At 66.4% G+C, this 14,048-nt stretch carries 15 protein-coding genes; 9 read left to right on the top strand and 6 right to left on the bottom strand.

Annotated elements, in window-relative coordinates:
- Positions 1-13: 13 nt before the first annotated feature.
- From crcB to CHB86_RS12735, 8 genes are all read left to right on the top strand, one after another.
- The gene (gene crcB, locus CHB86_RS12770) at positions 14-397 is read left to right on the top strand and encodes a fluoride efflux transporter CrcB (protein WP_089233435.1); all 384 of its coding nucleotides are present in this window, start codon (positions 14-16) and stop codon (positions 395-397) included.
- Entirely contained in the window at positions 394-1,443 is a 1,050-nt protein-coding gene (locus CHB86_RS12765) for an RluA family pseudouridine synthase (RefSeq protein WP_089233434.1), read from the top strand. The genes crcB and CHB86_RS12765 overlap by 4 nt, the downstream gene beginning before the upstream one ends.
- Entirely contained in the window at positions 1,440-2,126 is a 687-nt protein-coding gene (locus CHB86_RS12760) for an HAD-IA family hydrolase (protein ID WP_089233433.1), read from the top strand. Before CHB86_RS12765 ends, CHB86_RS12760 begins: the two co-directional genes overlap by 4 nt.
- Complete coding sequence (locus CHB86_RS12755; protein WP_089233432.1) at positions 2,127-2,843, top strand: ATP12 family chaperone protein; 717 nt, start codon at positions 2,127-2,129, stop codon at positions 2,841-2,843.
- 240 nt (positions 2,844-3,083) lie between these two features.
- Positions 3,084-4,100 carry an amino acid ABC transporter substrate-binding protein gene (locus CHB86_RS12750; RefSeq protein ID WP_089233431.1) on the top strand — a complete coding sequence of 339 codons (1,017 nt, stop codon included), beginning with the start codon at positions 3,084-3,086 and terminating at the stop codon, positions 4,098-4,100.
- Between the two features lie 135 nt (positions 4,101-4,235).
- The gene (locus CHB86_RS12745; protein WP_089233430.1) at positions 4,236-5,555 is read left to right on the top strand and encodes an amino acid ABC transporter permease; all 1,320 of its coding nucleotides are present in this window, start codon (positions 4,236-4,238) and stop codon (positions 5,553-5,555) included.
- Between the two features lies 1 nt (position 5,556).
- Positions 5,557-6,849 (top strand): amino acid ABC transporter permease, encoded by a 1,293-nt coding sequence (locus CHB86_RS12740; RefSeq protein WP_089233429.1) that lies wholly within the window; start codon positions 5,557-5,559, stop codon positions 6,847-6,849.
- 10 nt (positions 6,850-6,859) lie between these two features.
- Complete coding sequence (locus CHB86_RS12735; protein ID WP_089233428.1) at positions 6,860-7,651, top strand: amino acid ABC transporter ATP-binding protein; 792 nt, start codon at positions 6,860-6,862, stop codon at positions 7,649-7,651.
- Between the two features lie 63 nt (positions 7,652-7,714).
- Here CHB86_RS12735 and CHB86_RS12730 read toward each other — a convergent pair whose 3' ends face one another.
- Genes CHB86_RS12730 through argB form a run of 3 tightly spaced genes read right to left on the bottom strand, consistent with a single transcriptional unit; the run spans position 7,715 to position 9,827 of the window.
- The gene (locus tag CHB86_RS12730) at positions 7,715-8,215 is read right to left on the bottom strand and encodes a SixA phosphatase family protein (protein ID WP_089233427.1); all 501 of its coding nucleotides are present in this window, start codon (positions 8,213-8,215) and stop codon (positions 7,715-7,717) included.
- Positions 8,212-8,895: a ferredoxin gene (locus tag CHB86_RS12725; RefSeq protein WP_245837933.1), complete on the bottom strand. Its 684-nt coding sequence runs from the start codon at positions 8,893-8,895 to the stop codon at positions 8,212-8,214. Before CHB86_RS12725 ends, CHB86_RS12730 begins: the two co-directional genes overlap by 4 nt.
- 44 nt (positions 8,896-8,939) lie before the next feature.
- Positions 8,940-9,827 (bottom strand): acetylglutamate kinase, encoded by an 888-nt coding sequence (gene argB / locus CHB86_RS12720; RefSeq protein ID WP_089233426.1) that lies wholly within the window; start codon positions 9,825-9,827, stop codon positions 8,940-8,942.
- Between the two features lie 117 nt (positions 9,828-9,944).
- Here argB and CHB86_RS12715 point away from each other — a divergent pair, with 117 nt between their 5' ends.
- Entirely contained in the window at positions 9,945-10,685 is a 741-nt protein-coding gene (locus tag CHB86_RS12715; protein ID WP_089233425.1) for an SDR family NAD(P)-dependent oxidoreductase, read from the top strand.
- A gap of 109 nt (positions 10,686-10,794) precedes the next feature.
- On the opposite strand, the gene yihA is transcribed toward CHB86_RS12715, so the two are convergent.
- From yihA to yidC, 3 genes are read right to left on the bottom strand one after another with little or no spacing between them, the layout of a single operon-like run.
- The gene (yihA, locus tag CHB86_RS12710; RefSeq protein WP_089233424.1) at positions 10,795-11,448 is read right to left on the bottom strand and encodes a ribosome biogenesis GTP-binding protein YihA/YsxC; all 654 of its coding nucleotides are present in this window, start codon (positions 11,446-11,448) and stop codon (positions 10,795-10,797) included.
- Entirely contained in the window at positions 11,445-12,206 is a 762-nt protein-coding gene (locus CHB86_RS12705; RefSeq protein ID WP_089233423.1) for an MOSC domain-containing protein, read from the bottom strand. The genes yihA and CHB86_RS12705 overlap by 4 nt, the downstream gene beginning before the upstream one ends.
- Positions 12,203-14,020 carry a membrane protein insertase YidC gene (gene yidC / locus CHB86_RS12700; protein WP_089233422.1) on the bottom strand — a complete coding sequence of 606 codons (1,818 nt, stop codon included), beginning with the start codon at positions 14,018-14,020 and terminating at the stop codon, positions 12,203-12,205. Before yidC ends, CHB86_RS12705 begins: the two co-directional genes overlap by 4 nt.
- Positions 14,021-14,048 lie beyond the last annotated feature (28 nt).

The raw sequence follows: 14,048 nt of genomic DNA, 5'->3' as shown, positions 1-14,048 counted from the left end.
GGACATCGGCGCAATGATCCTCACCGCTCTCCAGGTCGCCCTCGGCGGCGCGCTCGGCGCAACCTGCCGATACCTGACAAACGTCGGAATGAAGGCCCTGCTGGGCATCGGCTTCCCCTGGGGGACATTGACGGTGAACGTGGTCGGTTCCTTCCTGATGGGCGCGCTCGTCGTCCTGCTGGAGCGCAAGGGCGCCAATTCGCTGGCCCCGGTCCTGATGACCGGCTTCCTCGGCGGCTTCACCACCTTCTCGGCCTTCTCGCTGGACGCGATCTTCCTGATGGAGGAGGGCCGGACTGAGATCGCGCTGGTCTATATCACCGCATCGGTGCTGGTCTCGCTCGCCGCGCTTGTCGTGGGGCTTGCCTTCGCCCGTGGTGTGGTGCCGCTGCCATGAGCCGGGTGCAGCAGATCGAGATCGCGCCGGACGAGGCGGGGCAGCGGCTCGACCGTTGGTTCCGGAACCGGTTCCCGCATGTCGGCCAGGGCCGGATCGAGAAGATGTGCCGCAAGGGCGAACTGCGTCTCGACGGGGCGCGGGTCAAGACTTCGACGCGGATCGAGGCCGGGCAGATCGTCCGCGTGCCGCCACTGCCCGATCCGGAGAGCGAGCCGCCGCGGCAGGAGCGGAGCGGCGTCTCCGAGGCCGACGCCAGGATGATCCGGGAGACCGTGATCTACCGGGACGACCACCTGATCGCGATCAACAAGCCCGCTGGCCTGCCCACGCAAGGCGGCAGCAAGCAGACCCGCCATGTCGACGGGCTGGCCGAGGCGCTGCGCTTCGGGCTGGACGAGAAACCGCGGCTGGTTCACCGGCTCGACAAGGACACCTCCGGCGTGCTGCTGCTGGCGCGGACCCGCGCGATGGCCGGCGCCCTGACGGAGGCCTTCCGCGCCCGCGACACCCGCAAGATCTACTGGGCCGCCGTCGCCGGCGTGCCCGCGCCGCAGATGGGCACGATCCGCTTCGGCCTGGTAAAGGCCGGTGGCCACGGGGCCGGCGGCGAGGGCGAGAAGATGCGCTGCGTGCATCCGCGCGAGGTCGACGCGACCCCCGGTGCCAAGCGCGCCACGACCGACTACGCCGTGCTCTCGGGGCTCGGCGGGCGGGTGAGCTGGGTGGCGCTGGTCCCGGTCACGGGGCGCACGCACCAGCTGCGCGCACACATGGCCGAGATCGGGCATCCGATCGTTGGCGACGGCAAGTATGGCGGTTCCGGGCAGGAGAACCTGGGCGACGGCTGGGGCGCGGGTCTGGGCGGCGCGTTGTCGCGCAAGCTGCACTTGCACGCCCGGTCGCTGTCGCTGACCCACCCGGTGACCGGCAGCCGCCTGGTGCTGACCGCGCCGCTGCCGGAACACATGGAACGGACCTGGGAGATGCTCGACTGGCGCGCCGCTGACGTGCCCGCCGATCCCTTCGAGGAGCAGGACGGATGAGCCATTCCCCGCTTCGGCTCGTGATCTTCGACGTCGATGGCACCCTCGTGGACAGCCAGGCGCATATCGTCGCCGCGATGGACGCCGCCTATGGCGGGCTCGGGATGCAGCCGCCGCCGCGCGAAACGGTGCTGTCGATCGTCGGCCTGTCGCTGCCGGTCGCGATGGCACAGCTTTCTCCCGAGCTCGACACGGAGGCGCAGGAGGCGCTGGTCGAGGGCTACAAGAACAGCTTCTCCAGCCTTCGCAGCACCGGTGCGCCGGAGCAGATGTCACCGCTCTATCCCGGTGCGCGGGAGGTGATCGACGCGCTGCTCGCTCGCGACGACGTTCTGGTCGGCATCGCCACCGGCAAGTCCCGCCGCGGGCTGGATCACCTGCTGGCGGCCCACGGGCTGACCGGGGCCTTCGTCACCGAGCAGGTGGCCGACCACCACCCCTCCAAGCCGCACCCCTCGATGGTGCTGACGGCGCTTGCCGAAACCGGCGTGGAGGCGCGGGACGCGGTGATGATCGGCGACACGAGCTTTGACATGGAGATGGGCCGCGCCGCCCGCGTCCGGACGCTTGGCGTGAGCTGGGGCTACCATCCCACCGAAACCCTGACGCGGGCCGGGGCCGGCGCGATCGTCGATCGCTACGCCGATCTGCCCGCCGCGATCGAACGAATCTGGGAGAGCTGAATGGCCGAGTGGAAGGCGAAACGCTTCTGGAAGCAGGCCGAGGCCGTCGATTCCGGGGCGGGCTGGAGCGTGGCGCTCGACGGCCGCCCGGTGCGGACGCCCAGCAAGGCGACGCTGTTGCTGCCGACGCGCCTGCTGGCCGAGGAGATCGCCGCCGAGTGGAACGCGCAGGAAGGCGAGATCGACCCGCTGTCGATGCCCTTCACCCGGTCCGCCAATTCCGCGATCGACAAGGTCGTTCCGCAGTTCGCGGAGGTCGCGGCGCTGATCGCGGCCTACGGCGAAACCGACCTCTGCTGTTACCGCGCTGACGGACCCGAGCTGCTGGCGCAGCTGCAGGCCGAGGCCTGGGACCCGATGCTCGACTGGGCGCGCAGCGCACTTGGCGCCGCGCTGGAGCTGACCGTGGGAATCGTTCCGGTGGCCCAGTCGGAGGAGAGCCTCGCGACCCTGCGCCGCCGGGTCGAAGATTCGGATCCGTTCGCGCTGACTGCCCTGCATGACCTGGTCAGCCTTTCAGGCTCGCTCCTGATCGGCCTCGCCGCTGTCGACGAAGTTTTTTCTCCCGAGGAGCTCTGGCGGCGTTCGCGGGTCGACGAGACCTTCCAGGAGAGCCAGTGGGGCGTTGACGCAGAGGCGGCCGCCGATGCGGCGATCAAACGGCAAGCGTTTCTGCACGCAGCGAATTTCCACCGCCTGTCTCGCCCGGCCGTCTAAATCCTGTCTGCTCCACGGCTGGCGCTGCCCAATTTTTCAACACATGGACACGGGCTGCGCGCCAGCAAAGGTGACGCTAGGGCCACTTCCGGAGCCGCACTTGACCTTTATTTAGGAATTTGCCCAAAGTTGGGGCGCTGAGGGGGCGGCGCCCTCTCGCAAGAGTTTCGCTCGGGTCGAGAGGCCCACAAAATAAAGGATCACCACCGGAACGGGTGGGACCATCAGGAAGAGGTACTCATGAAAAAGACCGTACTCGTTGGGGCACTGGCCGTGGCTGGCCTGTCGGCCGGTGTCGCGGGGGCTGCTACCCTGGACGACGTCAAGGCCCGCGGCAAGCTGAACTGCGGCGCGAACACCGGCCTCGTCGGCTTCGCCGCTCCCAACGCGAATGGCGAGTGGGAAGGTTTCGACGTTGCGTTCTGTCGTGCCGTAGCGGCCGCCGTGCTCGGGGATCCGACCGCTGTCGAGTTCATCCCGACCACCGGCAAGACCCGCTTCACCGCCCTGGCTTCGGGCGAAGTGGACCTGCTCGCCCGCAACACCACCTGGACCTTTACCCGCGACATCGACCTCAAGTTCGAGTTCGTCGGCGTGAACTACTACGACGGCCAGGGCTTCATGGTTCCGAAGGAGCTCGGCGTCTCCTCGGCCAAGGAACTGGACGGCGCCACCGTCTGCATCCAGACCGGCACCACCACCGAGCTGAACCTGGCCGACTTCTTCCGCGCCAACAACATCTCCTACGAGCCGGTGCCGGTTGAGACCGACAACGAGGCCCAGCAGCAGTACCTCGCCGGTGCCTGCGACGCCTACACCACCGACGCCTCCGGCCTCGCCGCCGTTCGCGCGACCTTCGAGGCGCCGGGTGACCACATCCTGCTGCCGGAGATCATCTCCAAGGAGCCGCTCGGCCCGCTCGTTCGCCACGGCGACAACGACTGGGGCGACATCGTCCGCTGGACGCTGAACGCGCTGATCTCGGCCGAAGAGCTCGGCATCACCTCGGCCAACATCGACGAGCTGTCCTCCGGCACCGACAACCCGGAGATCAACCGTATCCTCGGCACCGAAGGCTCGCTGGGCGAAATGCTCGGCCTCGACGCCGAATGGGCCAAGCGCGCCATCAAGGCGGGCGGCAACTACGGTGAGCTGTTCGAGAAGAACGTGGGCGAGACCACGCCGATCGGCCTGGCGCGCGGCCTGAACGCGCAGTGGACCAACGGCGGCCTGCTCTACTCCCCGCCGTTCCGCTAAGATCGACTTAGCAAGGGCGCGGCAAATGTCGCGCCCTTCGCGTATCTGCACTTCAACGAAAATATCCGGGCCAATGGACGGGGAGAGCAAACCCCGCCGATGAAAGAAGCCCGGAGCGCTGCAGGGAACATTGCCATGAGCACAATGACCGACCCGCCGAAGGAGTCGTTCAAGCTCGGCATGCTGATCTACGACACCCGCTACCGCTCGATCACCATCCAGATCGTCGCGCTCATCGGGTTCCTGATCCTGGCAGGCTGGCTCATCAACAACACGATCAACAACCTCGCCGTCCTCGGGAAGCCGATCGACTTCACCTTCCTTCGGGATCCGGCCGGCTATGACATCAACCAGAGGCTGATCGACTACAATTCGCAGTCCAGCCACTGGCGGGCGACCGTCGTCGGCCTGCTCAACACTCTGCTGGTGGCGGTGCTCGGCTGTATCACGGCGACGGTGGTCGGCGTGATCGTCGGCGTTCTGCGGTTGTCGAACAACTGGCTCGTGTCGCGCCTGATGACCGTCTATGTCGAGATGTTCCGCAACGTGCCGGTGCTGCTCTGGATCGTCTTCACCATGGCGATCCTGATCGAGACCCTGCCCGCCCCGAGGGATTTCCGCGGCGAGGACCCCGAAGCCAGCATGCTGCTCTTCGACTCCGTCGCATTGACCAACCGTGGCGTCTATGTCCCCGAGCCGCTGTTCAGCCGTGGCCTCGGCGACCTGCCGATCCTGCCCGATACGGACAGCCCGGCCTGCGCCATCCCCGAAGACGGTGGCCCGGTCAGCGATTCCTGCGGGATGTTCCAGATCAGCCTCGACTTCCTGCTCATCGCCGCCGTGTTCCTTGCCGGTCTCTATGCGTCCAGCAAGATCCGCCAGCGCGCGGACCGGATCCAGAATGAGACCGGCGACCGGCCGACCACCTGGTACCTGCGCCTCGGTGTCGTGCTGATCCCGACCCTCGCGGTCCTGGCCGCCCTGGGCTTTCACCTCGGCATGCCGGAGCTCAAGGGGTTCAACTTCCAGGGCGGTATCTATCTCCGCAACTCGCTGATCGCGCTCTGGCTGTCGCTGTCGCTCTACACCGCGGCCTTCATCGCCGAGATCGTGCGCGCGGGTATCCTGGCCATCTCCAAGGGGCAGACCGAGGCCGCCGCGGCGCTCGGGCTCTGGCCCAACCGGATCATGAGCCTCGTCATCCTGCCGCAGGCGTTGCGGGTCATCATCCCGCCGCTGATCTCGCAATACCTGAACCTGACCAAGAACTCCTCGCTCGCCATCGCCGTGGGCTACATGGATCTGACCGGCACGCTGATGGGGATCACCCTCAACCAGACCGGCCGCGAGCTGGAGACGGTTCTGATGGGGATGCTCGTCTATCTGTCGATCAGCCTGGCGATCTCGGCGGGGATGAACCTCTACAATCAGCGCGTCAAACTGGTGGAGCGGTAAGATGAGCAACACGCATTACGTCCGCTCCGAGATGCTCTCCGAGCAGGAGCCGCCCGCGGCGACAACCGGCGCGATCGGCTGGGTGCGGGAGAACCTGTTCTCCTCCGCCTTCAACTCCGTCGTCACGCTGCTGGCGCTGGCCTTCATCTACTGGCTGCTGGCCCAGGCGCTGCCCTGGATGGTCTCGCCGACCTGGCACGCCTCCTCGCTGACCGAATGCCGCGAGATCATCGCGGAACTCGGCTATGGCGGGGCCTGCTGGGGCATCATCCGCGAACGCTGGCTGCAGTTCATGTTCGGCTTCTACCCCAAGGAACTCTACTGGCGGGTCGTGCTGGACTTCATACTGCTCTTCGTCGCGCTCGCGCCGGTGCTCTTCACCCACCTGCCGCGCAAGATGCTCTACTTCTCGGCGATCTACCCGTTCCTGATGCCCTGGCTGCTCTGGGGCGGCACGATCTGGAACCCGGTCATGGCGGCGCTCGGTTTCGTCATCGGCTATCTCGCCTCCCGGCACCTTGCGCCGGTGCTCGGCAACCTCGCGGCGACGATCCTGGCCTTCGTCCTGCCGGTGATCTGGTGGATTTTCCTCTCCGGCCCGGTGGCCGACGGTATCGCCTCGGTTCTGCCGCTGGCAATCCAGTCGGTCGAGAGCCGCGCCTTCGGTGGCTACATGCTCTCGATCACCATCGGCGTGGTCGCGATCGCGCTGTCGCTGCCGATCGGCATCCTGCTGGCGCTCGGGCGGCAGTCCAACCTGCTGATCGTCCGCTCGCTCTCGGTGGGCTTCATCGAGTTCATCCGGGGGGTGCCGCTGATCACGCTGCTCTTCGTGGCCTCGACACTGCTCAACATCTTCATGCCGCCGGGCACCGATTTCGACATCATCCTGCGGGTCATCATCATGGTGACGCTCTTCGCCTCGGCCTACATGGCCGAAGTGATCCGCGGCGGTCTCGCGGCGCTGCCGCGCGGTCAGTACGAGGCGGCCGACGCGCTCGGGCTCGACTTCTGGATGGCGCAACGGCTGATCATTATGCCGCAGGCGCTCAAGATCTCGATCCCCGGCATCGTCAGCACCTTCATCGGCGTGTTCAAGGACACGACGCTGGTGTCGATCATCGGCCTTCTCGACCCGCTGGGCCTGTCGCGCGCGATCCTCGCCGACGCGGCCTGGAACGGCCTTGTCTGGGAGATCTACGGCTTCATCGCCGTCATGTTCTTCATCTTCTGCTTCTCCATGTCCCGGTACTCCATGTACCTGGAGCGCAAGCTCCAGACGGGCCATCGCTAAGGAAACGCTCATGTCCGAAATGTCCGCCCAACGCGAAATCGACCGCTCGCACATGCAGGTGTCCGACGAGGTCGCGATCCAGATCACCCACATGAACAAGTGGTACGGGAACTTCCACGTGCTCCGGGACGTCAACCTCTCGGTGCACCGGGGCGAGCGGATCGTCATCGCCGGCCCCTCGGGATCCGGCAAGTCGACGCTGATCCGCTGCATCAACCGTCTGGAGGAGCACCAGTCGGGCGAGATCATCGTCGACGGAACCGAGCTCAGCTCGGATCTCAAGAACATCGACAAGATCCGCTCCGAGGTCGGGATGGTGTTCCAGCACTTCAACCTGTTCCCGCACCTGACGATCCTCGAAAACTGCACCCTGGCCCCGATCTGGGTCCGCAAGGTGCCGCGCAAGGAGGCCGTCGAGACGGCCATGCACTTCCTCGAGAAGGTGAAGATCCCCGAGCAGGCCAACAAGTATCCCGGCCAGCTTTCGGGCGGTCAGCAGCAGCGGGTGGCGATCGCCCGGTCGCTCTGCATGAAGCCGCGGATCATGCTCTTCGACGAACCGACCTCGGCGCTCGACCCGGAGATGATCAAGGAAGTGCTCGACACGATGGTCGAGCTGGCCGAGGAAGGCATGACCATGCTCTGCGTGACCCACGAGATGGGCTTTGCCCGGCAGGTCGCGAACCGCGTGATCTTCATGGACCAGGGCCAGATCGTGGAACAGAACGAGCCGGAAGAGTTCTTCAACAACCCGCAGCACGAGCGGACGAAGCTCTTCCTGAGCCAGATCCTCGGCCACTGAGGCGATTGGTATCGCGAGAGTTCAGCGCCCCGGCATCACCGCCGGGGCGTTCGCGGTTTCGGCCTACTCTTCGGCCGGAACGAGATCGTGCGGCGTGAGAAAACTCCGCACCTTGCCTTTGCCGGGGCCGGCCTTCGACCAGGTCTTGATGTCGAAATCGAGCACCAGGAGCGCCCCGGTCGGGTAATCGGAGAAGCGTGGATGCTCCGGCGGGGTCTCGGTCAGCATCTGGGCAAAGGCCGCGATGCCGGGGTTGTGGCCGATCATCAGGACGGATTTTCCGCCGGCCTTGCGCAGCACCTCGAGCATCACCTCGGGCTCGGCGTGATAGAGATCCTCCCGGAGGTCCGCCCCGACGGAGAGCTTCAACCCTTCGAAGGTCTCGCGGGCGCGCCGGGCGGAGGAGCACAGGACCTCGTCCGGCTTCAATGCGCTGTCGCGCAGCCACTTGCCGAGCGCCTTGGCACTGCGTTTGCCGCGCTTGTTGAGCGGGCGGTCGAAATCGTCGACGTCGGGGTTCACCCAACTGGATTTCACGTGGCGGAGAAGAATCAGGTGTCTCATGAGGATCCGTGAAAAGCGCGCATGTGAAACGCGGATTGAGCGGGCAGGCGCGGATAGCCCTGGCTGACCGGGCAGGCGCGCCGAACGGCGCATCCCAGGTCCATGCAGTCGGCGTCTGCGGTGTCGATGTAATCGTGGCAATTGCCGGTGTCATAGCCGCCAGCGCCGAGCGCGGAGACCGGGCAGGCAGTCAGGCACGGGCGGGCGTCGCAGCTCTCGCAGGGGCGTTCCAGGGGGGCGGGAAGCGCGATATTCTCCCGCAGGCCGAGCGCGCCGCGGACCGAGAGGAAAAGCCCCGCCTCGGCATGCACGACCAGCCCCACAGGCGAGGTCCAGGCGCGCCCGGTCCGGGTGAGCCAGTTGAGAAACGGCAGGAAGGGCGGGCCACCGAAAGGAAAGAGCGCCTCTGCGCCGATCCGCGCCGCCCAGTCCCCGATCACCCGCCGCGACCAGCGATCCAGCGGGTCGGGAGCGGCGTCGGAAAACTCGGGGTCGGCGGTCACGCTGGGCCAGAAGCCGGGCTCGGCCGGGCCGAGCAGCAGCAGGGTGCGCACGCCCTCCGGTATGCCCTCGTCCGACGGCGCGACGTGGAGCCCGCCGAGGATCGAGAGAGACAGGCTCCCCGCCTCGTGCTCCAGCGACTCGAAATCCGGTCCGGCTGACTGGGGAGCGGTGCACATGACGGCCCGATCATAGGACAGGTTTCGCCGATGCGAAGCCCTTTTCACATCTTGCGCGGTTCCTGCTCGAACGGCACCCGGATCAGCGAACCGGCGCCGTGGTCGGTGAACAGTTCCAGCAGGCAGGCATTTGGCGCCCGGCCGTCGAGGATCACAACGGCCCGCACCCCGCCGGCAATCGCATCGAGCGCCGTCTCGGTCTTGGGGATCATGCCGCCGGCGATGACTCCGCTGGCGGTCAGCTCGCGCACCTGGTCTGGGCTGAGCTGTGTGACCACGGAACCGCTGGCGTCCTTCACGCCCTCGACATCGGTGAGCAGCAGCAGGCGGTCGGCCTTGAGCGCGGCGGCGATGGCGCCGGCGGCGGTGTCGCCGTTGACGTTGAAGGTCTCGCCGTCGCGGCCGGCGCCGAGCGGGGCGACCACGGGGATGATCTTGTGCGCATGCATCTGGTGGATGAGGTCGGGCGAGACCTCCACCGGCTGGCCGACCAGCCCGAGCGCCGGATCGACCGGGTCGCAGACCATCATGTTGGCGTCCTTGCCGGAGATGCCCACGGCGCGGCCGCCCTCCTGGTTGATCGCCTGGACGATGCGCTTGTTGACGAGGCCGGAGAGCACCATCTCCACCACTTCCATGGTGGCGGCGTCGGTCACCCGCTTGCCCTTCACGAACTCGCTCTTGATGTCGAGCTTGGCCAGCAGCTCGTTGATCATCGGCCCGCCGCCATGGACGACGACCGGGTGCACGCCGACCTGGTTCATCAGCACGATGTCGCGGGCAAACTGCGCCATCTGCTCGGCGTCGCCCATCGCGTGGCCGCCAAACTTGATGACAACGGTGGCGCCGCTGTAGCGCTGGAGGTAGGGGAGGGCCTCGGAGAGGGTCCGGGCGGTGGCAATCCAGTCGCGGTTCATGACCTGTTTCTTCATCTGTCGGCTCGGTGATGCATTGGTCTCCCGTGTTAGGGCCTGACCGACCGCGTGCCAAGGGCGATTGTGTTTGCCGCCGCTTTGCGTATGGCTTGGGCCAGAACGCGGGAGCACAGCATGGCCGACGAGAACCGACAGAAGACATTGCTGCTGACCGGGGCGAGCCGCGGGATCGGCCACGCCACCGTGCGCAAGTTCAGCGCCGAGGGGTGGCGGGTGATCACCTGCTCCCGTCAGCCCTTCTCCCCCGCCTGTCCCTGGCCCGGTGGCGAGGAGAACCATGTCCAGATCGACCTGTCGGACCCTGCCGACACGATCAACGCCGTGGGCGTGATCCAGGAGAAGATCGGCGGACGGCTGGACGCGCTGGTCAACAATGCCGGGATCTCGCCGAAGGGTCCGAACGGCGAACGTCTGAACACGATCGACACCGATCTTCTGGATTGGGGGCGGGTGTTCCACGTCAACTTCTTCGCGTCCGTCGTGCTGGCGCGCGGCCTGATCGAGGAACTGACCGCCGCGAAGGGAGCGGTGGTCAATGTCACCTCCATCGCCGGCTCGCGCGTGCATCCCTTTGCCGGCGCGGCCTATGCGACCTCCAAGGCGGCGCTCAAGGCGCTCACCCGCGAGATGGCGCATGATTTCGGGCCGCATGGCGTGCGGGTCAACGCGATCGCTCCCGGCGAGATCGAGACCTCGATCCTGAGCCCGGGCACCGAGAGGATCGTGAACGGGCTGCCACTGCGGCGTCTCGGCCAGCCCTCGGAAGTCGCGGATGTGATCTATTTCCTCTGCACGGAGCCATCGAGCTACGTGACCGGTACCGAGATCGAGGTGAACGGCGGGCAGCACGTCTGAAGGCGGACCGGCAGCAGGGGCGCCGCTGCGCGGCGGACGATCTTTCGTCCGAAAGATCGCGCCTCCGGCGGGGTTTTCTGGAGAGAAGAAGCGGAGCGGCGCGCCTGGTTCAGTCGAGGCCGGCGATAGTGGCGCGCAGGGTCTCGATCCCCTCGCCCTTGTCGGAGGAGGTGACGAGCAGCTCGGGGTAGGCGGCCGGGTGCGGCTGCAGCTTGCCGCGGACCTGGGCCAGTACCTTGTCGAGCTCGGCCGCCTTTACCTTGTCGACCTTGGTCATCACCACCTGGAAGGGCACGGCGGCCTTGTCGAGCAGCGTCAGGATCTCCTCGTCGACCGATTTGACGCCATGGCGGGCGTCGATCAGCACGAAGGCGCGGCGCAGGGTGGCGCGACCGGACAGGTAGGCCTTGAGCAGTTTCTGCCATTTCTCGACCACGGCGACAGGGGCCTTGGCAAAGCCATAGCCGGGCAGGTCGACGAGGTAATGGCTGTCCTGCAGGGTGAAGAAGTTGATCTCCTGCGTCCGGCCCGGCGTGTTGGAGGCGCGGGCCAGCGCCTTGTGCCCGGTCAGCGCATTGATCAGCGTCGACTTGCCGACGTTCGAACGCCCGGCGAAGCAGACCTCGATCCGGTCAGCCGACGGCAGGCCGGACATCGCGACCACGCCCTTGAGGAATTCGGTCCGGCCGGCAAAGAGCTTGCGGCCACGCTCCATCGTGGCGTCGTCCGGGGTCGGGGCGAGCGGAAAGGGCAGGGCACTCATGGGCAGGGCTCCACTGGGTCGCCGATGCGGATCGGCCCGCCTTCGATGACGGTGGCGAAGACGCCGAAGTCCCGGTGGCCGAAGGCGGCTTCCAGCGCCGCGAGGGTGTCGCCGTCGTCTCGGCCGGTGTCGGGATTGGCGCGGGTGGCGTTGCAGCGGGTGATCGGTTCGACAACGCGGAGCCGGGTCGCGCCGATGGCGAGTTCGCGCCCGGCCCAGTCGGCTTCTTCCCAGGCGGGGAGGCCGTCGAACCATAGGTTGCCGCGGAAACGGTGGATCGAAAGATCCTTGTCCATGCGTTGCCCGAGGTCGCGCAGCGAGGCGAGGCTCAGCACCGAGACGAACGGGTCCGGTGCATCGGTCATGGCCTGCGCGCCGGCAGTGACGAGGCGTGCCGGTTCGGGCCGGTTGGCGGGCCATAGCGGCGCGACCCAGTCGGTCAGAGCGGCCGAGGCTGCGCCGCCATCCGGAACGATCTCGAGCGCCGGGCGCTCCGGGTGGGTCAGCGTCACGCGGCTGGCGTCGGGCGACAGGTTCGCCCGGATCGCCATCAGCGGGGCCGAGGCCACGCCGCGCACGAAGTTGCGCTTGGCATACCAGCCTTCGGGGTTGCCCTCGAAGGCCGCAGCCTCGTGCGCCAGAGCCCAGTGGCGATCGTAGGGCAGCACTTTGCCGGCGGTCAGCTCGACCGCCGGCAATTCCTCCCATCCGAGCGACTTGATCGGATGGCGAACGATATGCGCAAGTCGGCCGGTCACTCGGCGTCTGGTTTCTTGCGTCTGAAGCTCGACGTGATGTTGCCGAAAATATCCGGCTTGTAGCCGTGCGAGCGCATGATCAGGTACTGCTGGATGAACGTGATGGTGTTGTTGGTGATCCAGTAGAGCACCAGCCCGCTGGCGAAGCTGCCAAGCATGAACATGAAGATCCACGGCATCCAGGCAAAGATCATCTGCTGCGTCGGATCGGTGGGCGCCGGGTTCAGCTTCTGCTGCATCCACATCGAGATGCCGAGCAGGATCGGCAGGATGCCGAGCGAGATGATCTGCAGCGCACCGAGATCCGGAACGCCCCAGGGGAGCAGGCCGAACAGGTTCAGGATCGACGACGGGTCCGGCGCCGAGAGGTCGCGGATCCAGCCGAGCCAGGGCGCGTGGCGCAGTTCGATGGTGACGAAGATCACCTTGTAGAGCGAGAAGAAGATCGGGATCTGCAGCAGGATCGGCAGACAGCCGGAAGCCGGGTTCACCTTTTCCTTCTTGTAGAGCTCCATCATGTCCTTCTGGAGCTGCATCCGGTCGTCGCCGGCCTTCTCCTTGAGCTTCTCCATCTCCGGCTGAAGCTCTTTCATCTTGGCCATCGAGGAGTACGACTTGTACGCCAGCGGGAAGAGCAGCGCCTTGATGATGACGGTCAGGGCGATGATCGACCAGCCCATGTTGCCGATCATGGCGTTCAGGAAGTGCAGGACCTGGAAGATCGGCTTGGTCAGGAAGAAGAACCATCCCCAGTCGATGGAATCGATGAAGCGGTAGACGCCGCCCTCGTTCTGATAGTCGCGGATCGCCTCCCATTCCTTGGCGCCGGCGAAGAGCCGGGAGGAATGCTCCACCGTCTGGCCGGGGCCGATCTCGACCGTCGGATAGATCGTCTGGGTCTGGTAGATCTGCGACTGCGGCTGGAACAGCATGACCTGCTTGAAGGGCTCCCCGTTGTTGGGGATCAGCGTGGTCATCCAGTACTTGTCGGTGAAGCCGATCCAGCCTTCGGTCACGTCTTCGATCGTTTCGGCCTGCGCGCCCATGGCCGGATCGACCGCGAAGTCCTCGAAATCACCGTAGTCCATCTCGGTGAGCGAGCCGTTCGCCATCGAGACGACCCCCTCGTGCAGAATGAAGAATCGGCTGGTCTCGGGCAGGCCGTGCCGCGCGATGATGCCGTAGGGCGCGGCCCGAACGGCTGCTTCGGTCGGGTTCTCGACGGTCTGGGCGACCGTGAACATGTAATCGTCATCGATCGACAGCTCGCGGCGGAAGATCAGGCCCGAAGGGCTGTCCCACCGCAGCGAAACCGGGTTCTCAGGCGTCAGCGTTTCGCCACTCTCGACGGTCCAGACCGTGTCGGTGCCGGGCACGTCGGCCGGCGTCAGCCCGCCGCCGGGGGCCCAGCCGAAGAGCGCGTAGTAGGAGAGCGGGTCCCCGACCGGCTCCAGCAGACGGACGTTGGGCGAGTTGGTGTCCAGCGTCTCGCGGTAGTCGTTCAGCAGAAGGTCGTCGATCCGACCGCCTGCGAGCGAGATCGTACCGGTCAGGCGCGGGGTCTCGACGTTCAGGCGCGGGGCGTCGGCGGCAGGGGCGACCTCGGTCGTCGCCGTGGTCGCGCCGGGATCGGCGGCCTGCGGAACGGAGGCGATCGGGGCGCCGTTTGCATCGGTCTGGCCGATCGTCTCGGTCGCCGCGGGCGGAGTCTCGGTCACGCTCGGTTCCGGTGGTGGAAACAGCACGAACCAGACCAGGATCACGAGAAAGCTGAGCGCGGTGGCGAGAATGAGGTTCTTGTTCTGATCGTCCATCAGGGGATCACCGACGTCCTTTGGTATC

Origin of the sequence: Tropicimonas sediminicola (genome assembly GCF_900188335.1) — a bacterium.
Lineage (GTDB): Bacteria > Pseudomonadota > Alphaproteobacteria > Rhodobacterales > Rhodobacteraceae > Tropicimonas > Tropicimonas sediminicola.
This window is presented reverse-complemented; position numbering and strand designations above follow the sequence as displayed.